The sequence below is a fragment of the Paraburkholderia antibiotica genome, from assembly GCF_012927125.1.
Classification (GTDB): domain Bacteria; phylum Pseudomonadota; class Gammaproteobacteria; order Burkholderiales; family Burkholderiaceae; genus Paraburkholderia; species Paraburkholderia antibiotica.
This window is the reverse complement of sequence record NZ_JABBFZ010000008.1, coordinates 141460-162575: the sequence shown is the minus strand read 5'-3', so window position 1 is coordinate 162575 and position 21116 is coordinate 141460. Positions and strand designations below refer to the sequence as shown.

The 21116-nt window shown below is 64.8% G+C and carries 14 protein-coding genes; 6 read left to right on the top strand and 8 right to left on the bottom strand.

The genetic code is table 11. The features are described 5' to 3' along the window. Window positions 1–163: 163 nt before the first annotated feature. A complete protein-coding gene (locus HHL14_RS15825; RefSeq protein WP_169498552.1) occupies window positions 164–1249 on the bottom strand; it encodes a porin in 1086 nt (361 codons plus the stop codon). A 252-nt stretch (window positions 1250–1501) separates the two neighbouring features. Between HHL14_RS15825 and leuC the strand changes: the two genes are divergently transcribed. From leuC to HHL14_RS15810, 3 genes are all read left to right on the top strand, one after another. Next, window positions 1502–2902: a 3-isopropylmalate dehydratase large subunit gene (gene leuC / locus HHL14_RS15820; protein WP_169498551.1), complete on the top strand. Its 1401-nt coding sequence runs from the start codon at window positions 1502–1504 to the stop codon at window positions 2900–2902. Between the two features lie 21 nt (window positions 2903–2923). Further along, window positions 2924–3571 carry a 3-isopropylmalate dehydratase small subunit gene (leuD, locus tag HHL14_RS15815; protein ID WP_169498550.1) on the top strand — a complete coding sequence of 216 codons (648 nt, stop codon included), beginning with the start codon at window positions 2924–2926 and terminating at the stop codon, window positions 3569–3571. A 147-nt stretch (window positions 3572–3718) separates the two neighbouring features. Continuing rightward, window positions 3719–4618, top strand: a complete 900-nt coding sequence (locus HHL14_RS15810) for a LysR family transcriptional regulator (protein ID WP_169498549.1) — start codon at window positions 3719–3721, stop codon at window positions 4616–4618. Window positions 4619–4679: 61 nt separating this feature from the next. Here the strand turns inward: HHL14_RS15810 and HHL14_RS15805 are convergent, their stop codons facing one another. From HHL14_RS15805 to HHL14_RS15780, 6 genes are all read right to left on the bottom strand, one after another. Next, a complete protein-coding gene (locus HHL14_RS15805; protein ID WP_329601668.1) occupies window positions 4680–5696 on the bottom strand; it encodes an alpha/beta hydrolase family protein in 1017 nt (338 codons plus the stop codon). 80 nt (window positions 5697–5776) lie between these two features. After that, window positions 5777–8740, bottom strand: coding sequence for a helix-turn-helix transcriptional regulator (locus HHL14_RS15800; RefSeq protein ID WP_169498548.1), 2964 nt, complete (start codon window positions 8738–8740; stop codon window positions 5777–5779). 10 nt (window positions 8741–8750) lie between these two features. Beyond that, entirely contained in the window at window positions 8751–9971 is a 1221-nt protein-coding gene (locus tag HHL14_RS15795; protein WP_169498547.1) for a CaiB/BaiF CoA transferase family protein, read from the bottom strand. Next, window positions 9968–10912: an HpcH/HpaI aldolase/citrate lyase family protein gene (locus HHL14_RS15790; protein ID WP_169498546.1), complete on the bottom strand. Its 945-nt coding sequence runs from the start codon at window positions 10910–10912 to the stop codon at window positions 9968–9970. The genes HHL14_RS15795 and HHL14_RS15790 overlap by 4 nt, the downstream gene beginning before the upstream one ends. Before the next feature lie 14 nt (window positions 10913–10926). Then, the gene (locus HHL14_RS33815; RefSeq protein ID WP_169498545.1) at window positions 10927–12627 is read right to left on the bottom strand and encodes a thiamine pyrophosphate-binding protein; all 1701 of its coding nucleotides are present in this window, start codon (window positions 12625–12627) and stop codon (window positions 10927–10929) included. Window positions 12628–12727: 100 nt separating this feature from the next. Beyond that, window positions 12728–14056, bottom strand: a complete 1329-nt coding sequence (locus tag HHL14_RS15780) for an MFS transporter (protein WP_169498544.1) — start codon at window positions 14054–14056, stop codon at window positions 12728–12730. 345 nt (window positions 14057–14401) lie between these two features. On the opposite strand from HHL14_RS15780, the gene HHL14_RS15775 reads away from it, so the two are divergent. After that, the gene (locus tag HHL14_RS15775) at window positions 14402–15823 is read left to right on the top strand and encodes an aldehyde dehydrogenase family protein (protein ID WP_169498543.1); all 1422 of its coding nucleotides are present in this window, start codon (window positions 14402–14404) and stop codon (window positions 15821–15823) included. 24 nt (window positions 15824–15847) lie between these two features. On the opposite strand, the gene HHL14_RS15770 is transcribed toward HHL14_RS15775, so the two are convergent. Next, window positions 15848–17296 carry a 3-deoxy-D-arabino-heptulosonate 7-phosphate synthase gene (locus tag HHL14_RS15770; protein ID WP_169498542.1) on the bottom strand — a complete coding sequence of 483 codons (1449 nt, stop codon included), beginning with the start codon at window positions 17294–17296 and terminating at the stop codon, window positions 15848–15850. A gap of 771 nt (window positions 17297–18067) precedes the next feature. On the opposite strand from HHL14_RS15770, the gene HHL14_RS15765 reads away from it, so the two are divergent. Both HHL14_RS15765 and HHL14_RS15760 read left to right on the top strand, forming a co-directional pair. Beyond that, on the top strand, window positions 18068–19411 hold the full coding sequence (locus HHL14_RS15765; RefSeq protein WP_169498541.1) for an MFS transporter: 1344 nt from the start codon (window positions 18068–18070) through the stop codon (window positions 19409–19411). A 295-nt stretch (window positions 19412–19706) separates the two neighbouring features. Continuing rightward, complete coding sequence (locus HHL14_RS15760) at window positions 19707–20954, top strand: MFS transporter (RefSeq protein WP_169498540.1); 1248 nt, start codon at window positions 19707–19709, stop codon at window positions 20952–20954. Window positions 20955–21116: the final 162 nt, after the last annotated feature.

The following is a 21116-nucleotide window of genomic DNA, read 5'->3' as shown; positions in this document are numbered from 1 at the left end:
CGCAGCGGACCATGCCTGACGGCGCCGCCTCCAACCGGCTGATGGCCCGTCACGCGGCACTCACCGATCGACCGTCAGGGAAACGCGAACAGCGCTGACTCGCGATGTATCACCGCGCCTGTCGAGCTCGCTCCAATCCCGCATCGATGCAGTCGACGCCTTTTCAGAACACCTGGCGAATGCCGGCCTGAACCGCCAACTGATTCCCCGACGATGAATAGCCGTTCGCGGTGCCCGGCGTGACGACGAGGAAATTGCCGACCGGGCCCGCGCCCGCAAGCGCGTGCTGCCAGGTGCCGAACAGATAGACATCGGTGCGTTTGGTCAGCCGATAGCCGAGCGCCGCGCTGACGATCCGGAACTTGCCGGTGCGCTGGTCGATATAGGCGTAGCCCGTGCCCGTGTTCAGGAACGGCGAGAACTCGTACGACAGCCCCGTCTCATAAACCTGCGTCACCAGCGCGGCGCCAGTGACCGAGGTCGCGTTCGTATAGGTATAGACGCCGTTGAGCGATACCGAGCCGAGGCTCACACGCCCGCCCACTGCCGCGGTTGCGATCGAATTCGCGTCCAGCGCGCTCAGCGCGAACGACCCGCGCGCGCCATCGACCTTCGTGTACGCACCGGCGAACGAATACGGCGCGTCCTGACGCGGCTGGAACTTGAAGCCGGCGCTGAGGACGCGCGGCTTGCCCGGCGCACCGCCGAACGAGCCAGCCACGTTGCTGAAGCCGTACATGCCGCCGATCACGAGTCCGCCCTTCGAAGGCGACCGATACTTGATCATGTTGTTGACCGGTTCGCCGGCAAGCCGGTCAACGTCGTACGCGAGGTGAAATGAATAGGACGGCGCGAACTGCACGACGTTGGTGTAGAGCGAAATGAAGTCGGAGATGAAATCGAAATCGCGACCTAACGTCACCGTGCCGAACCGCTCGCTCGCGATACCCGCATAAGCGCGCCGTCCGAATAGCGCACCGCCGTTGCCGGCCACGCCCGTACTCAGATTAAAAACGCTCTCGAGGTTGAAGATCGCGCGCAGTCCGCCGCCCAGTTCTTCGGTGCCGCGCAACCCGAAGCGGTTTGCCTGATTGATGCCGCTGTCGAGCCGCACATTGCTCTGGCCGCCCTGGTTGCTGATGAAGGTAATGCCATTAGATAGGATTCCATACAATGTAACGTTGTTTTGCGCTTGAACCTCTTCGGCGCCCGCCATGGCGACGCTCGCCGCAATCGTTAGTTTCCTCATTCTGGTCTCCACCGCTTCCTCCGTATTTATATAGTAGTGTTTAATTATACTGTGGAGGTTTGGATGAGCCGCTGCAGCGCACCGGTCACGACTACCCGCGTCGTGTCTTTTCGATTCGAAATGCATCGAAAAGAAGCCTGTCAGATCGCGAAGCCAGCCATCGCAAATCATCACGACCGTCCACGCGGCGCGGTTTTAGCATAGAACCCTCGGGCAGCCGGTCCACCCCCACGATTCTTTTTCCCCATAACCATGCGAAAAACGCTCTACGACAAACTGTGGGACGCTCACGCGTTCGCCACCGATGCGGACGGCACGTCCCTGCTCTACATCGACCGCCATATCATCAACGAAGTATCGAGCCCGCAGGCCTTCGAAGGTCTCGAGCTGGCCGGGCGCAAGCCGTGGCGACCGCTCGCGAACTTCGCGGTCGCCGATCACAACGTACCGACGACCGCGCGCGCGGCCGGCATCAGCGACCCCATCGCGCGCCTGCAGGTGGACACGCTCGAAAAACACGCGAACGAACACGGCATCACGTTTTTCGGCATGTCGGACCCGCGCCAGGGCATCGAGCACGTGGTCGGCCCCGAACAGGGCGTGACCTTGCCGGGCATGACGCTCGTCTGCGGCGATTCGCACACCTCGACGCACGGCGCGCTCGCCTGCCTCGCGCACGGCATCGGCACCTCGGAAGTCGAGCATGTACTCGTTACGCAGACGCTCGTCACGCGCAAGATGAAATCGATGCTCGTCAACGTCGAAGGCGAACTGGGTCCGGGCGTCACGCCGAAGGACATCATTCTCGCGGTGATCGGCAAGATCGGCACGGCGGGCGGCACCGGCTACGCGATCGAATACGCGGGCTCGACCATTCGCGCGTTGTCGATGGACGGTCGCATGACGATCTGCAATATGTCGATCGAAGCCGGCGCGCGCGCGGGCATGATCGCGGTCGACGACATCACGATCGACTACGTGCGCGGCCGTCCCTACGCACCGCAAGGCGCCATGTGGGAACAGGCCGAAGCGTATTGGCGCACGCTGCGCTCGGACGACGACGCCGCATTCGACGCGGTGGTGGAGATCGATGCGAGCGCGATCGTGCCGCAGGTGACGTGGGGCACGTCGCCGGAAATGGTGGTGCCGATCGACGCCCGCATCCCCGACCCCGCCGCCGAACACGACGAGACGCGCCGCGACGGCATGCGCAAGGCGCTCGCCTACATGGGGCTCGAAGCGGGCACCGCGATCACCGCGATCCGTCTCGACAAGATCTTCATCGGCTCGTGCACCAACTCGCGCATCGAAGATCTGCGCGCCGCCGCGGCCGTGCTGAACGGCAAGCGCAAGGCCGACACCATCAAGCTCGCGATGGTCGTGCCCGGCTCGGGACTCGTGAAAGCCCAGGCGGAACGCGAGGGTCTCGACCGGATCTTTATCGCCGCGGGCTTCGAGTGGCGCGAGCCCGGCTGCTCGATGTGCATGGCGATGAACGCCGACCGGCTCGAACCCGGCGAGCGCTGCGCATCGACGTCGAATCGCAATTTCGAGGGCCGGCAAGGCGCGGGCGGCCGCACGCATCTGGTCAGCCCTGCGATGGCTGCGGCCGCCGCGGTGGCCGGACATTTCGTCGACGTGCGCCACTGGTAACCATTCAAGGAAGTCCCCGACATGAGACAGATAGTCCAGCACGAAGGTCTGGTCGCGCCGCTCGACCGCGCGAACGTCGACACCGATGCGATCATCCCGAAGCAGTTCCTGAAGTCGATCAAACGCACCGGCTTCGGTCAGAACCTGTTCGATGAATGGCGTTATCTCGACCACGGCGAGCCCGGGCAGGATTGCAGCACGCGTCCGCTGAACCCGACGTTCGAACTGAACCAGCCGCAATACCAGGGCGCGTCGATCCTGCTCACGCGCAAGAACTTCGGTTGCGGTTCGTCGCGCGAACACGCGCCGTGGGCGCTCGATCAATACGGCTTTCGCGTGCTGATCGCGCCGAGTTTCGCCGACATCTTCTTCCAGAACTCGTTCAAGAACGGGCTGCTGCCGATCACGCTCGACGAGAAAAACGTCGACACGTTATTCGACGCGCTGTATGCGACGCCGGCGTTTCGTCTGCATATCGACGTCGACGCGCAAACCATCCGCACCGCGGACGGCGCGATTCAACTGCCCTTCGAGCTCGACCCGTTCCGCAAATATTGCCTGCTGAACGGCCTCGACGACATAGCGCTGACGCTGCGTAAAGCCGACGAGATCCGCGGCTTCGAAGCGACGCATCTGCAGCGCTTCCCGTGGCTCGCTGAAGTCCGCTAAATCACGGCGCACGGTTCAGTCCTCCGCGCGCCGTAATACCTCCCACTGCGCCTCCTGCGGCACCTCCCCGCGGTACATCATCACCCGCCCGCTTCTTGCCTTGCCGATTCCCCGCTATGCTGATGGGAATTCAAGCGGGCCCCCACCATGCACAACCTGATCAGAAAACTCGATCTCACCTCGCTGCGTTTGTTCGTTGCGGTTTGTCAGGAACAGAATATCGGCCGCGCGGCAGAGCGCGAATGCATTGCGCCGTCGGCCGTCAGCCGGCGCATCACCGAAATCGAAGCGGCGATCGGCTTGCCGGTGATTCATCGCGAGTCGCGCGGTATTTCGGTGACGCCGGTCGGCGAGATGATCTATCGGCACGCGCTCGCGGTAATCGAGCAGATCGAATATCTGAGCGCCGACGTGTCGCGCTATGCGACCGGCGCGAAAGGCACGATACGTATCGTCGGCAACATGTCGTCGATCGTGCAGTTTCTGCCTGAGGATATCGCCGCGTTTCAGCGCGCGTTTCCCGATGTCGAGATCGAGATCGAGGAACTGACCACGAGCCAGGTGATGAGCAGCGTGCAGGAACTGAACGTCGATCTCGGCATCTGCAATCTCGTGCCGGGCGTCGAGAAGTTCGAGCACATTCCGTATCGCACCGACCGTCTCGTGCTGATGGTGCCCAACGGTCATCCGCTCGCGCGCAAGACGGTGGTTGGACTCGCCGATTTTGCCGGCGAGAGTCTGGTGGGTCTCGGCAGCGAAGCGGCGCTCACGCAACTGCTCGAACGCGAGGCCGAAGCGCTGGGCGCGACGCTGCGCGTGAAGGTGCGCGTCGGCAGTCTGGACGCGCTGTGCCGGATGGTCCACGTCGGCCTCGGCCTTGCCGTGGTCCCGCAGCAGATCGGCGAACTGTACATCAAGACGCTGAACGTGCGGCTTCTGCCGATCAACGAAAGCTGGGCAATGCGCGAGCTGGTCGTGATCTTCCGGCAGCGCGAAAGACTGGCGGCGGCCGCGGCGGCGTTGCTCGATTATCTGACGCAGCGTTGAGCGGAAATGGCGCGGGCGGCAGGCAGAGCGCGAACGCCCTACCGGCGCTGCGGTTCACTCATCAACGCGTATTCGCACGCAGCCAGCCATCGACGATCGCAGCCACCTGGTCGGAATTGTCGTCCATCATCAGCATGTGCGAGTTACCGTGGATGCCGCGCGCAGGCAGATCGATAAACGTGACGGGAGCGCTGGCCTCGCTCAGTGCCTGCGCATAGCGATGCGCGTTCGCGTGTACCTTTTCCCAGAACGGTCCGACCAGATGGTCGCCAAAAATAAACAGATGCGGAATGCCCTTGAGCTTCTGTAAATCGACGTGGTGCAGATCGGGAAATCCGGACGGCTCGATCGCGACGATGGCCTTGATCTTCTGCGGCGTGGCCAGTTCGGCATTGAAGCCGAAATTCGCCCCCTGACTATGCATCAGCACGATGCACGGGCACACCTTGTCGACCTCGGCGTTGTACGCCTGCTGCGTCGCGTCGTCGTTCGACGACCAGCGCGGCACAAACTGTTTGGTGAACTGATCGAAACTGGCGGCAGGAAAACGCGAGTCCGGATAAGCCACCCGTTGCCCATCGTTGCCATAGCTCGGCCCGATGCGGAATAAAACCCAGGCTTCCCGTTTCGAGCGAAAAAACGGCGCGCTCGAATAAATCTCCGGATACTGCGCGAACGACGCCCTACCTCGCTCCACCGCGTCCGACACGTACGTGTCGTAGCCCGCGTTGAGAAAGTATTGCTGCCAGCCCGGACGGCCGTCCGGTTTGGTTTCGAACGTGACGCCGGTCAACCCGCCGCCGTGCCACAGCAACAACGGATACTTCGCCGCGGGCCGCTCGAGCTTCACGTATTGCACGTACATCTGATACGCGTCGAACTCGCCGTTCGGATCGACCTTCACCGGCGGCGAGCCGGGAGAAAATACGATCGTGCGCGCCGGCAATCCATCGAGCGTCACCGTGCGCCCGCCGATATGAAAACTCCCCACTTCCTTGACGAGATATTGTGCCGATGCCGGCTGCGCGCATAACGCCGCAGCCCCGATCATCGCAATCAGAATGGCGCGTACTCCCACGGGTCGGGTCTCCTTGTTGGTTCTATGTCGGAATGGAATGCGGGCAGCAATGGCGCAACTCGCCCCACCACCACGCACGACTACAACGCTTTCGCGGCGGACGCTTCCTGCATCGCGTACGCCGCGACCTGGGTTCGCGAACGCAAGCCGAGCTTGCGCAGAATGTTCTTCACGTGCGTTTCGATCGTCAGTTCGCTCAGCGCGAGCCGCGCGGCGATTTCCTTGTTGGACAAACCCTTGGCGATATGCGCGATAACCTCCTTTTCGCGCGCGCTGACCGATTGGCCGCTCGCACGACGCGGCACGCCGAACGTAGGCCGCAGACCGAAGCGCCGCAACTCGCGCGCCGCAGCCGCCGCTTCGCGCAGCGCGCCGATGGCCGCGAATCTTTCGCCGGCACCCAGCAGCTCCGTCACGGCGGCGTCCCGCTCATCGCCCTGCCCGTACGCGCGCGCGAGGTCGACACGCACGCGCGCCGCATCGAAGACGCGATTGTCGCGTTCGAACATCGCGCAGGCTTCGCGCAGTTCCACGAGCGCCTGCGCATCGTCGCGCCGCCGCATCGACAGCAGACCGTCGACATAGCGCGCAGCGGCCAGCGCCGGATGAAAACCACCGCCCTGCAACGCTCGAATAGCCGCGACATAGTCGCTGGCCTGTTCGTCCTCGCCGCTGCGCACGGCGGCTTCGGCGGCAAGGGGCAACACGTGCGGATGCAGTAGATAGAACTTCAGCGGCTCCGGCGTGGCGATCGTCGCGAGCAACGCCTTCGCCTGCTCCAGCGCGGCATCGAACTGACCATTCAGGAAGGCCAGATACGCTTGCGCGCCTTTCACCACGACGACAGTGCGCAATTCGGTCTTGTGCAGCAGACCGACGAGCCGCCGCGCTTCGTCGAGGTACTGCGCGGCACGCTCCGGATCGCCGGAGAGCCGCACCGCCACCGCGAGAAACGCCAGCGAGCGCGGCAACATCGTGCCCTGATCGATTGCGCGATCGATATCGACCGCCCGCTCGCCGATCGACACCGCGTCGGCGAGCCGCCCGAACATCGTCTGTCGTTCGATGCTGAGCGATAACGGCCACGTCGCGAGCGCCGGCGACTGCATGCGCTCGGCAATCCGCGTGCAGGCTGCCGTGTGCGCATCGAACTGCCGCTGCTCGCCGTCGTAGCGCAGCAGCGCCGCCATCGTGTAGTGGGCCAGAAACGCGGCGCCCGGATAGGCGATCGTTTCCGCGAGACCGATCGCCCGATTGCCGGCCTGCGATGCGCGTCGCCCATCGCCGCGCAGTCCGTATGCGAGGCACTGGATGATGTAGACCCGCGAAACCAGTTCGGGCGCCTCGTGTTCGTCGATCTGTTCGAGGACCATCGCGGCCTGCTGCAGCGCGCCCGGAATATCGCCCTGCCGCAAACGCGCCTGCGCGAATTCCTGGCGCAGGAACGCGCCTTCCACGCTGTGCGCCGCCTCGCCCAGTTCGTCCATGCCCGCCTGTAGCTCGCGCATTCCTTCGGCTTCCGCGCCGGCCTGCCACAAGGCCCGGCCGATGCAGCGGCGCAGCGTCGCGCGTTGGCGTGCGTCGAGCGTGTGGCCGAGCGCCGAGCGCCACGTGTCGACCGCGTGCAGAAAATCCCCCAGCCGTTTGTACGACTCGCCGAGCAGCAATTCCAGTTCGGTGCGCGACACGGCGCCCGGCTTCGAGCGTTCGAGAATCCGCAGCGCCGAATTCAGCAGCGCGACCGCCTCGTTGTTCGCAAAGCAGGCCACCGCATCGTTCGCGGCCTGCAACAGGTAAGGCAACGCGTCTTCCTGGCGCCCTTCGGCCGTGCCTCTAAGCAGATGCCGGGCGATCCGCGACGCCTGTTCGGCAGGCGCCGCGCTGTCCATCAACTCCTTCGCGATGATCCGATGCAGGAACTGCCGACGCGCCGCGCCGAGGCTTTCGTACACGGTGGTCTGTACGAGCGGCTGATGAAACTCGTAGTAGATGCCGCCGTCGTCGACGTGTTCGTCGAGCAGGCGCAGGTCCAGTAGTTCGTCGAGCGCGGTGAGCAGGCGCTCCTCGCTGAAACCCGTCACCGCGCGCAGCAACGGATAGGCGATCTTCGTTTCGATCACCGCGGCGACTGCGAGCGTGCGCCGCGAATCCTCAACCAGACCGCGAAAACGCTCGCTGATGAATTCGCCAATCGACGCCGGCAGCGCATCGATCTGCGGATAGCGATGCGCCACTCCTGTACGGTTCTGCGCAAGCTCGTGCTTGACGAATTCGCCGATAAAAAACGGATTGCCTTGACTTTTCGCATGCAGACGCGCAACCAGATCGGCCGGCCACGCGTGGTGCGTCGCCGCCTCGATCAGCGCGCCGGTCGCTTCGACACCGAGCGACCCCAACTCGATGCGCGCGGCAAGGCCGAGCCGTTCGAGCGATTCGATGCAGCCGCTCAGTTGCGCGCCGCGCGTCAGCGCATCGCGCCGGAACAGACCGAGCAGCAACACGCGCTGCTCGCGCAGATCGCGCACCACGTGATGCAGGAGTTCGATCGAGGTGCGGTCGGCCCACTGCAGATTGTCGAGCACGAGCACAATCGGTTGCAGTTGACTCAGACGCGCGAGCAGAAAACGCATCTGTCCGACGATGCGCGTCTGCTCCATGTCGATGTCGCCGGAACGCGGCGGTGCAGCAGGGATCGGCAGATCGCCCGCGACCGCCGGAAAAAGCCGCAGCAGATCGTGGCTTTCGCCGATCACGTTCAACAGGTCGCGCCGGCTCAACGCGCGCAGATGCGCGTCGAGCGCGTCGATCCAGACGGCGTACGGTGTCGTGCTGGTCGCCGAATACGCGCGGCCGCTCAGCATGCGCGCGTGAGCTGCGCTGAGCATGCAGAACTCGTCGGCGAGGCGGCTCTTGCCGATGCCCGCCTCGCCCGACACCGCCACGAATCGTCCCGCGCCGCCGCATACCTCGCGCAGACCGTGCAGCAGTTGCTCGAGCTCACGCTGCCGCTCGAGGAACGGACCCGCGAATTGACTCTCTGCCATCTGTTCGTCCCTAGACCACGCCCCGTTCCGTGAGGGCTTGAAGTTCGTCCGACGTGAGACCCAACTGCTCGACAAACACCCGACGGTTGTCGGCGCCCTTCGGTTTGCCGGCGAAACGGATGCTGCCCTGGGTCGCCGAAAAACGCGCGATCACGTTTGGCAGCAGCACCTCGCCCAGCTCGTCGTCGGCGAGCCGCACGAACGCTTCGCGGCTACGAAATTGCGGGTCGTCGAGCAATTGCTCCGCGTCGTAAAGCGGCGCGCAGGACACGTTGTGGCGTTCGAGCGTTTCGATCGCGTCGCGATGGCTCTGCGCGCCGAACCATTCAGCCAGAATATCCTCGATCTCGTCGACATGAGCAAGCCGCGCGCGATTGCTGCAGAAGCGCGGATCGTCGACGAGGTCCGGCTGGCCGATCGCGTTGGCAAGGCTGCGGAAGGTGTTGTCGTTGCCGACCGTCACCGAGATCCAGCGCTCGTCGCGAGTCTTCCACGCGCCGCGCGGCGCGAGATGCTGCACGCGGTTGCCCTGGCGCTCGAGCGTCTGCCCGGTCGCGTCCTTGACCAGCGTCTGGATACCGAGCACCGCGAGCAGCGGTTCGACGAGCGACAGGTCGATCGCCTGACCCGCGCCGGTGCGCTCGCGATTCAGCAAAGCGGCCGTCACCGCGAACGCGCCCGTGATCGCACCGATGTTGTCGCCGAGCGCAAGCGGCGGCAGCAGCGGCGGCCGGTCCGGATAGCCGATCAATTGCGCCATGCCGCTCATCGCCTCGGCGAGCGTTCCGTAACCTGGCCGCGCCGCGTAGGGTCCGGTCTGGCCGAACGCGGTGACGCGCAGCATCACGAGGCGCGGATTCGCGGCCGCGAGTCGTTCGTAGCCGATGTTCCAGCGCTCCAGCGTGCCGGGCCGAAAGTTTTCGACCACCACGTCGGCGTCGGCGGCGAGCAGGCGAAACAGCGCCTGCCCTTCGTCGGTGCTCAAATTCAGCGTGATCGACGCTTTATTGCGGTTGACCAGCTTCGACCACAGCGACACATCGTGATGAACCGGCTCGAAAAAGCGCGCGTGGTCGCCATTCGGATGCTCGATCTTCAGCACCTCGGCGCCGAAGTCGGCCAGATACGCGGCGGCCGCCGGCCCCGCGAACACCGTCGAACAATCGATCACCCGCACGCCGTGGAGCGGTCCGCGCTGTGTAGCGCCCTGCGTTATGTCCTGTCCGCTCATTCGCAGGCACCCGTCAATGTATCGACCAGACCGAGCTTCGCGGCGATCGCGAGAGTCCGCGCCGCGATGTCGATATTGACCTTCTCGATCAGCTTGCCGCCGATCACCACCGCCGCGCGGTTTTGCGCGCGCGCTTCGGTAATCGCCTGCTGCATCTCCAGCGCGAGGTCGATCTCCTCGCGCGACGGCGAGAAGATCGCGTTGATGATCGGCACGTGACGCGGATGCACGACGAGCGCGCCTTCGAAACCGAGCCGCTTGAGGAAGGTGCCCCACTCCTCGGTGATCGAATCGCGCCCCATGTTCGAGAATGCGACCGCCGGCGCGAGCGGCACGAGGCCGTGATAACGCGCGACGCACACCAGCTTCGACAGCGGATACAGCACGCGGTCGGGCGTATCGACGAAGTGCGAGCCGACCGATACCGTGTAGTCGCCGATGCCGAAACACAGCCCCGACAGACGCGGCACGCGCCGCGCGATGTCCTCGCAGTTCAGCACCGCGCCGACCGTTTCGATCATCGGCCACATCTTCAGACGCTCCGCGCCCGCCAGCGTGTCGACGAAATTCGTCACCACCAGCAGATCGTCGGCCGTGTCCGCTTTCGGCGGCATGATGATTTCGATGCCCGCTTCGACGCAGGCTTCGATATCGCCGCGCCACCACGGCGTATCCGTCGCGTTGATGCGCACCGCCACTTCCTTGCCGCGAAAATCGACCGAGCGCATCGCGTCGATCAGCACGCGGCGCGCGAGGCGTTTGGCGGCATCCTCATACACGACCGCGTCGTCGCAGTCGATCATCACGATGTCCGCGTCGGTCGCCGCCGCCTTCGCAATCAGCGCGACGCTGGTCGCGGGCACGAGCAGCATGCAGCGGCGCGGTTTCACTTCCGTGGCCGAGCCGATCGACGGGGCCGATGTGGTTTGCAGGTCCAGCATGATTGACTCCTTGATTAGCGCAGCACTTTTCGCACATCGCGCTCGACGCCGATGTCGAGCAGATAAGGTTTGCCGGAAGCGAGCGCCTCGCGCATCGCGTCGGCGCACTGCCCCGGACTGTCGATGCGCCGCGCCGCCACGCCGCAACTGCGCGCGAGCGCGACGAAATCGATCGCGGGCGTATTCAGGTCGAAACCGGGTACGGTGGCCAGCGCGTCGGCATCGTGCGTATCGCCGAACATCGTCAGGATGCCGCCCTTCAGAATCCGATAGCTCGAATTGTTCAGGATCACGAACACAACCGGCAGGTCGTGGTGCGCCGCGCTCCAGAGTCCCTGAATCGAATACATCGCGGCGCCGTCGCCGAGAAACGCGACGACCGGACGTTCGGGCTGCGCGACCTTGGCGCCGAGCGCGACCGGCAGACCGAAGCCGATGCCGCCGCCCTTCGATGGCCCGAGATAGGAAATAGCGTCGCCGTACTGACCGCACATCGAGACCCAGCCGGAGTTGGAAACGGCGTCGTCGACGACGATCGCATTGCGCGGCAGCGCCGTCAGGATCTCGTCGATCACGCTGACCGGCGCGAGCGGCACCTGGGCCGCGCGCTTTTGCGCCGCCGCGGTGATCTTCGCGCGACGCGCGGCGGCCGCGTTCGCGAGCCGTTCGCGGCGCTCGCGCACGTGGGCCGCGTCGGCGTCGAAACCGGCCAGGCCGAGCTCGCCGCCGATCTCCTGGAGCGTCGCCGCGGGGTCGCCCACCAGCAGCAACGCGGGCGCGAAACCGTCGCTGATGCCGGCGGTACGATCGCTCAGCACGATCACGTCAGTGCTGGCGTCATGCCACAAGGTGCCGTCGTACAGCAACGGCGCGCGCAGATCGCTGCCGCACCAGAGCACCACGTCGTGGTCGCGGAACACGCGCCGGAAGTCTTCTCCGCTCGGAAACAGCACGCCCTGGAAGGCGGGGTTGTCGGCGGGGAAATTGGCGAACAGCGACATCGGTTCCCAGTAGACCGCGCAGCCCGCGTTGGTCGCGAGTTGCACCAGATCCGCTTCGCAACGATTGCGGCCGATCAGATCGCCGGCGACGATCGCGGGGTTGGTCGCGCGTCGGAGCAGATGCGCGCACTCGGCGATGTCGCTCGCGGCCGCCGCGCCGAGACGCGGTTGCGCAAAAACGTGACCGTCGGACGATTCGACCGGCTGCAGTTGCAGATCGAGCGGCAGGCTCAGAAACGTGGGGCCACTCGGCGCCGCCGCTGCTTCGCTGAACGCGCGGACCATCACGACCGGAATTTCCTCGGCGGTGCGCGCCTCCCACGTCCATTTCGAATACGCGGCGGTCGCGGTTTCCAGATTGCCGTAGAGCATCGGCGACAGATACTGATGCGCGCGATCCGATTGCCCCGAAATCATCAGCACAGGCAGGCCGTTGCGAAACGCGTTGTAGTAGTGGCTCAAGCCGTTCGACACGCCCGGCACCGCATGCAGCATCACCACGCCGGGCTTGCCCGACGCCGCCGCATAGCCCGCCGCCATCCCGACCGATACACCCTCCTGCAAGCCGAGGTAGTAATGCATCTCCGGCTGCCCGCTGAGCGCCTGCATGAGCGGCAATTCCGTCGTGCCGGGATTGCCGAACACGGCCGTGACGCCCGCCTTTCGAAGGGCTCCGATACCCGCCTGAGCCGCGTTTTGAGCTGATTGTTCCACTCGCTAGTCCCCTTCCGTTGATTCAGATCGATTCCAGTTGATTGCTGCCGATACTGTCGTTGCGCGGTTGCGCGCCCGTTATGCGCCTGTTGCGCGGACCTCAATGGCGTTTCGTCGTGACACGTTCCGGGATCGGCTGCATGCCGTCCGCGAACGGTGCGCCGGCTTCGGTGTCGGCATCGACATTCGCATCGGTCGGACTCACGTGCGGCCTCGGCAAGGTCAGCGTGATCAGCCCCGACACCGCGAGTCCCGCCGCGATCAGATACAGACCCGCCTCGGTCTTGCCGGTCGCGTCGCGCACCATGCCGAGCATCGCCGGTCCGACGTAGCCGCCGAGATTCGAAATAGAGTTGATCGCCGCGATCCCCGCGACCGCCGCCATGCCCTGCAGAAAGCTCGCCGACATCGACCAGAAGATCGCCAGCGTCGAATAGATGCCGGCCGCCGCCAGCGCGAGACCGGCGATCGCCAGCGCCGGCGTCAGCGTGGTCATGCCGCTCGCGACGAGGCCCACCGCACCGGCCACGCAACTCAGCGCGAAGTGCCAGCGACGCTCGCCGCTACGGTCCGAAGACCAGCCGACCAGCAACATCCCCACCGCTGCCGCGACGTACGGAATCGCCGTGAGTTGGCCGATCGAAACGAAATTCAGCACGCCGAGATCGCGGATGATCTGCGGCAGCCAGAACGCGAGACTGGTCACGCCGACCACGCTGCAGAAGTAGATAAAGGTGAGCGCCCAGAAGCGTGCCGACAGCAACGCGTGCCACAGGTTGGCAAAGCCGCCGGCGTGGCTGTCGACGGCCGCCTCGTGAGCGAGCCGCTGTTCGATCGCGCGCTTTTCCCCGGCGCTCAGCCAGCGCGCGTCGGCGGGGCTGTCGTCGAGATAGAAATACGCGACGATGCCAAGCGCGATCGACGGCAGGCCTTCGATCAGGAACATCCACTGCCAGCCGCGCAGCCCGTGGACCTCGTGCATCGTATGCATCAGGAAGCCCGACAACGGCGCGCCGAGCATCCCTGATGCGGGAATGGCCGCGAGAAAGATCGCCACCATGCGGGCGCGGCGATTGGCCGGAAACCAGAACGTCAGATACAGGATGACGCCCGGCACCATGCCCGCCTCCGCGACGCCGAGCAGAAAACGCAGTACGTAGAACTGCGTTTCCGTCCGCACGAACATCATCGCGGTCGACGCGATGCCCCACAAAATCATGATCCGGCTAATCGTCAGACGCGCGCCGAAGCGTTTGAGCAGCAGATTGCTTGGCACTTCGAACAGAAAATAGCCGACGAAGAAAATCCCCGCGCCGAGCCCGAACACCGTATCAGACAGATGCAGTTCGCTGCTGAATTGCAGCTTCGCGTAGCCGATGTTCACGCGGTCCAGATACGACAGCATGAACACCACGAATAGAAACGGCATGATCCTGAAGCCGATTCGTCTGTAGACCCGTGAGTCGTCCAACGGGGTATCACCTGGACTTGCCGCCACTGTCTCCTCCTGTTTTGTCTTTCCGGCGATACCTGCATGTCGCGTGTTCGCCGTTCGTCGTTGTTGCTGCGTGAGTGAAAGGATAGGCGCGCGACAAATGACGTCTATCCCCGAAAGCAGGTAGCGCGAACGGATCGATCGGTGAGTCGCGCGGCCTGGCGCGCAAGTCACGCGGCGATACCCGGAATCGGTGAGCAACACGACACGCTGGCTCCCCGAACAGGCACGCACGCGAGCCGTAAGATGCGCGTCGCAAACGAACGCAAAGGAGGACTCATGCTGACTTACGATCAGGTGTACATCGGCGGAAAGTGGCTGAAGCCCGCGCATGCCGATTCGTTAGATGTTTTCGATGCGGGCCATGGCAGCGTGATGGGCCGGATTCCCAACGCGAGCGCGCGTGAAGTCGATCTCGCGGTCGCTCACGCACGGGCGGCACTGGCCGGCTGGTCGGGCACGCCACCGGCTCAGCGGGCGACGTTTCTTGCGCGTATTGCCGCCGCGTTGAACGCGCACGCCGATCGTCTCGCCCACCTCATCGCGCGGGAAGTCGGCATGCCGTTGAAGCTCGCCAGAGCGATCCAGGTGGAATTGCCCGTCCGCAACTTCGCGCACTATGCGCAATTGGCCGCCGAGTTTGCGTTCGAGGAACAGGTCGGTCATTCGCTGGTGCTGCGCGAACCGGTCGGCGTGGTGGCGGCGATCACGCCATGGAACTATCCGCTCCATCAGATCGCGCTGAAGGTGGCCGCGGCGCTCGCGGCCGGCTGCACCGTCGTGCTCAAGCCGTCTGAAGTCGCGCCGTGCAATGCGTTCGTGCTGACCGAGATCGTCGATCAGGCGCAGTTGCCTGCCGGCGTCTTCAATCTGGTGAGCGGCACGGCGGCTTGCGTCGGCGAACCGCTGGTCGCGCACCCCGACGTCGACATGATTTCATTCACCGGTTCGACCCAGGCCGGCCAGCGCATCGCCGAGCTTGCCGCGCCCGCGATGAAACGCGTGGCGCTCGAACTCGGCGGCAAAAGCGCGTCGCTCATTCTCGACGACGCCGATCTCGCGCTCGCGGTCCGCGCGAGCGTCAACCGCTGCTTTCTGAACTCCGGGCAGACCTGCACCGCGTTGACGCGCATGCTGGTGCCGCGCGCGTTGCACGACGAAGCCGCGCGGCTTGCTCAAGCCGCCAGCGAACGTCTGACGCCAGGCGATCCGCTTGCGCCGGACACGAAGCTCGGCCCGCTCACGTCCGCGGCACAGGCGGCGAGAGTCCGCGCCCATATCGCAACGGGCGTCGCCGAAGGCGCCACCCTCGTGACGGGCGGCACGGATTTTCCGCAAGGGGTTCCCGCTGGTGGCTTCTATGTTCAGCCGACCGTCTTTGCGAACGTCGACAACCGGATGACGATCGCGCAGGAAGAAATCTTCGGGCCGGTCCTCTGCATCATTCCGTACGACGACGACGAACACGCGATCGCGCTCGCGAACGACAGCCGCTATGGACTGGCCGGCGCGGTCTGGTCGTCCGATCCGCTCCGCGCGCGCCAGGTCGCGAAGCGCATTCGCGCGGGACAGGTCGACGTGAATGGCGCACCGTTCAATCCCGATGCGCCGTTTGGCGGGTTCAGGATGTCCGGCCGCGGACGCGAAGGCGGCAAGTATGGGCTGGAGGAGTTTCTGGAATACAAGGCGCTGCAGTTGTGAAGTGACGAGCGCGCGTCGTTCGTTTTAGCCGTGCCCGTTGCCGAGGTTGTCGAGATTGTCGACCGCTTCGCGCAGATCCAGCGTATGCACCATCAACTCGCGAACCTGCCGCAACGTCGAATATTGGCCGAGCACTGCTCGCCAGCGCGGCGCTTCGATCAACTCGCGCCAGACCGGTTCGAGTTCCGTGCAAGCCGGGTTGTGGCCGTCCGCCAGTGCGCTCGCGAATTCCAGACTGGCCGGCGCCGACAGCAATTGCATCCGGCTAGCGGGACTCAGCACGCGCGGCGTCGCGTCGGCGGATGCATCGCAGCAATAGAGCACGGTTCGCGCGAGCGCGACGGCATCGGTTTGCAACGCGGCAAGCGATGCACCGTTCACGCGCACCGTACCTTGCTCGGTCCGAAACTCGTACACGAGAGTCGGGTCGGCCTGCGCGAGCAGCGTGAGACCGCGCAGGAGTCGCGGCAGATCGGTGGTGGCCGCATCGACGGAAGCCTTGGCTTCGATCAGCAGGCATAGATCCCATGCGGCGGAGTCGGCGGATGTTGATGGTTGCCGCCGGGTCTGCCGCAGCAGCACCACATCCCATTCGGTCTTCGCGCGCTCGTGGCTCGCGGGAATCGTCGCGGGCACGCGCATCGAATTCACCACGCGATACGACACGTATGGGTCGTCCGCGCGCCCTGCTCTCTTCACCTCGCGCTCGACTTCATTCAGCCGCTGCGCGAGTCGTTCGAGCGACTCGCTCGCCAGCGCCTCGACTTCGGCGCCGCGCTGTTTCGAACTCGCGCCTCGCGCGATCGCGCTCGCACTGCCGGGGCGCGGTCCCTGTCGCTCACATAGTGACTGATAGTCCCGCACGCGTTGATCCGATGCCAGCGTGTGAAGACGCTGCAGGCGCTGCAACTCGGCGCTGTCGCGCAGCTGCGCGAGGCCGCGCCGCAACGTCGCGTCGTGAGTGATCGCGGTTGTGTCGAGGCAGGCTTGCACGGCGGTGTCGAGTTGCGCCCATGCGTCGGCAAACGCCGATGCGTGCAGCCGCGCGAGCGCATCGCGTTGCGGGCCCGCGCCCAGCCGCTCCTGTTTGGCCGGATGAGCGATCGTATTGACGGTCGCGTGAATCTGCCGACGGTCGTGGCTCGCCTGTGCGGACAGCGACGCGTATTCGCGCACCACGTCCGAGCGATGCCGCATCAGCAGCGCCTGAAACGCCGGGTCGCCGGCTTTGTGGCGCAGCGCTTCGCGGATCACTTGCGCGAGCGCGTCGGTGAAATGCTGGGCGTTGGCCGCGTCGGGCGCTTCACCGCGTGACTTCGCCTCGCACGCCTGCTCGATCGCGAGTGCGAGCATCGTCGCGGGGCTGGCGGGTTGCGTCGACTCGGAACTCCCCGCGAGCGCCGGCAGCCGGTAACGACGCGCGACGCCGTCGAGCAGCGCGGCGAGCAATGAAGACGACGGTGGCAAGAACATTACGATAGTCGATGGGTTGGCGAAGAGTACGAAGGACGACGCCCGGTTATACGCAGATCAATGCGGACGATGCGGACAACTGTACCTGAACGGCACGCGCGATCGAACCGATGGGGCCTGCATCACGTCGCTGAACACGTCACCCAACAACGGCACGCCGTGGCCCTCGCCACGCTCGAATCAGCGTGCATCACGTCGCGATCGAAGTTCCTCGAAATGTGCCCGACAGTCGAGCGCGCGCGACGACTGCGTGACCGTCCGCCGCACACAAGATCACGAAGCGACGATGAGCAACAGGTGCGCCGCTGCGGCAGCGCTTCTCCCCTGTTCACCGATCGACGCGCTCGCATTCGCGCCGCCCACCGACCCGCGGCGCATGACGACAGGCCTCGGCGACTGATATCGTCAGGACAACGGATGGAACTGTCGCGAACGGCAGCCTCTCCAACCTGTCACCGACAAGCGAACGAGTGCGTCAGCACGAGCACCAGCATCGACCTCGGGCACCGAACCACCCGCTCCACCGCGACTCGCGAAGCCCTTGCCCGTTCCGACCGATTCGCTGCTCAACCCTGCTCAGGAGATCGACGTTTTGACGACGAGCCCACGCCAGCAGATGTCACGGTCCGCGCTTCGAAGCATCGAACTCGGATATGGCCAGCAAATCCCGCACAACCCGCGCAACCTGCGGAAGCCCATTTCGCCGCCGCGCCCACAACCGGCGCTGCGCCCGCCTCACCCACCACACGTTCGCCCCCAGCGCCCGCACCGATGAAACCGCTGCGCGCGCTCGAAGCGCTCAACTTCTTTCTCGCCGACGTGCAGGCCGGCGTCGGTCCGTTCATCGGCGTGCTGTTGCTCGCGCGCGGCTGGCAAGCCGACGAAATCGGCTCCGTGATGACGCTCGCCGGGCTCGCCGCGATGGCCGCCACGCCGTTTGCCGGTGCGCTCGTCGATGCGACGCGCAGCAAACGCGCGCTGATGGTTGTGGGGATCGTCGCGACCACGCTCGCGTCGCTTGCGCTGCTGCCTTCGCGCACTTACGCGGCGGTGTTGGCTTCGCAGGTGCTGGCCGCGCTCGGCGCGTCGGTGCTGATGCCCGCCGTCGCCGGCGTGACACTCGGCATGGTGCGCGCGGCCGGCTTCGACCGGCAGTTCGGGCGCAACCAGATGGCGAACCACGCCGGCAACGTGGTCGGCGCCGCGCTCGCGGGCTGGTTCGGCTGGCATTACGGCTTCGGCGCCGTGTTCGCGCTGTGCGCGATTTTCGCGGCGCTGGCAATCGCGAGCATCGGGCTGATTCCGGCGCGCTCGATCGACTATGCGAGCGCACGCGGCCTCGAAGCGGCTCCATCCGAGGACCGCGAAGCCTCCGACCAAACCGACCAAACCGACCAAACCGGCCACATCGGCCGCTCCGCTCACCGCTCAAGCACCGCATCAGAAAACGATTTCGCCTCCCGCACCGAGCCCCACCCCGGCGCACTACGCACGCTACTACGCAATCGCCCACTCGCACTGCTCGGCGCGTCGCTGGCCTTTTTTCACCTCGGCAATGCCGCGATGCTGCCGCTCTACGGGATGGGCGTGGTGGCCGCGCATCGCGGCGACCCCAGCGCGTTCACCGCGCAGACCATCGTGGTCGCGCAACTGGTGATGGTCGGCGCCGCATGGCTCGCGCCGCGCCTGCTGCGTGCGTATGGCTACTGGTGGGTGCTACTGGTCTCATGGCTCGCGCTGCCGGTACGCGGCTTGCTCGCCGCGCTGATGATGGACGCCGTCGGCGTATGGCCGGTACAGTTTCTCGACGGCATCGGCGCGGGGCTGCAAAGCGTCGCGGTGCCCGCGCTCGTGGTGCGACTGATGGAAGGCACCGGCCGCGTCAACGTCGCGCAAGGTGCAACCGCGACCGCGCAGGGCGTGGGCGCTGCGCTCAGCCCGCTCGTCGGCGGCCTGCTCGCGCAGCACTTCGGCTACGCCGGTGCGTTCGTCGCGCTGGGCGCGGTATCGCTCGGCTCGCTGGTGCTGTGGCTCAGCTTCGCCGGCACGCTGCGCAATGCATGCGACGGTCTGTCGGAACGCGCGATGCCTATGCCCTCCGACGACATACGCTAGCAAACCGTTATTCGCTTTAGGTCGAAATATCCTCAGAATCGGATTAAAAATTACAAATAACAAACATAAATACAAACACAATCAATACAATAATTACGATTAACCGACATTATTCATGCGTTGCGGATTCAGCACGAAATTTGCTCTCCGGATTAACACGGAGAAAAGCCGGTTCAACCATGCAGACGCTTAACGCTCGGCGTACACTCGCCGGAAAGCGCCTGCCATAGGGCGCAAGGGGCAATCGTGCCACCCGTGTCAAACGCGGGTTTGTGGAGACTGAGGAGATCAATCGATGAGCTGGACTCGGGAACAGAGAAACGTAACGATTGCCGCCTATCTGGGCTGGACACTCGACGCATTCGATTTCTTTCTGATGGTGTTCGTCCTTAAAGATATCGCGCAGGAATTCAATACCGACATTCCGGCGGTCGCATTCGCGATCATGTTGACGCTGATGATGCGCCCGCTCGGCGCATTGATTTTCGGCTGGCTCGCCGACAAATACGGCCGCCGTCCGACGCTGATGGTCAACATCGCGTGTTTCTCGCTGCTGGAGTTGCTGTCCGGTCTGTCGCCAAATCTGATGACCCTGCTCGTGCTGCGCGCGCTGTTCGGCATCGCGATGGGCGGCGAATGGGGCGTCGGCGGTGCGCTGACAATGGAAACCGTGCCGCCGAAATCGCGCGGCATCGTCTCGGGTCTGTTGCAGGCCGGCTATCCGAGCGGCTACCTGCTCGCGTCGATCGTGTTCGGCCTGTTCTATCAATACATCGGCTGGCGCGGCATGTTCTTCATCGGCGTGCTGCCCGCGCTGCTGGTGCTGTACATCCGCGCGCACGTGCCGGAATCGCCGGCTTTCCGGACGCTCGAAAAGAAAGAGCGACCGGGCCTCGTCACGACGCTCAAGCAGAACCTCGGCCTGTCGATCTACGCGATCATCCTGATGACCGCGTTCAACTTCTTCTCGCACGGCTCGCAGGATCTGTATCCGACCTTCCTGCGCGTGCAGCATCAGTTCGACGCGCACACGGTATCGTTGATCACGATCACGCTGAACATCGGCGCAATCTGCGGCGGGCTCTTCTTCGGCTGGGCCTCGGAGAAGATTGGCCGCAAGCGCGCGATCTTCATCGCCGCGTTGATCGCGCTGCCGGTGCTGCCGGTATGGGCGTTCTCGACTACGCCGATGCTGCTCGCGCTCGGCGCGTTCCTGATGCAGATCTCGGTGCAAGGCGCATGGGGCGTGATCCCGGTGCATCTGAACGAAATCTCGCCCGATGAAATCCGCGCGACCTTCCCCGGTCTCGTGTATCAACTCGGCAATCTGATCGCGTCGGTCAACGGTCCGCTGCAATCGAAAATCGCCGAGCTTCACGGCAACAACTACGCGCTCGTGATGGCGGTCGTGATCGGCATCGTCGCGATCGTGATCTGTGCGCTGATTCCGTTCAGCCGCGAGCGGCGCGGTATCGACATGACGCAGTCCGCGCGCGAAGTCGGTTCGCAGCCGACAGGCAGCGTAGTGGGCGGACGCGCCTGACGAACCGGCCACGGAGATTCAAGCGTTCGAACTAAACGGCTATTGCGCCGGCGTGTTCCAGGGCACAATAGCCGCAAAGGCGGTTCGAACCGCCACGACGCGAACCTGCGTCAGACACGCGCAAGATCACGGGTAACCACGGCGGGTAACCGCAGCGGCTAA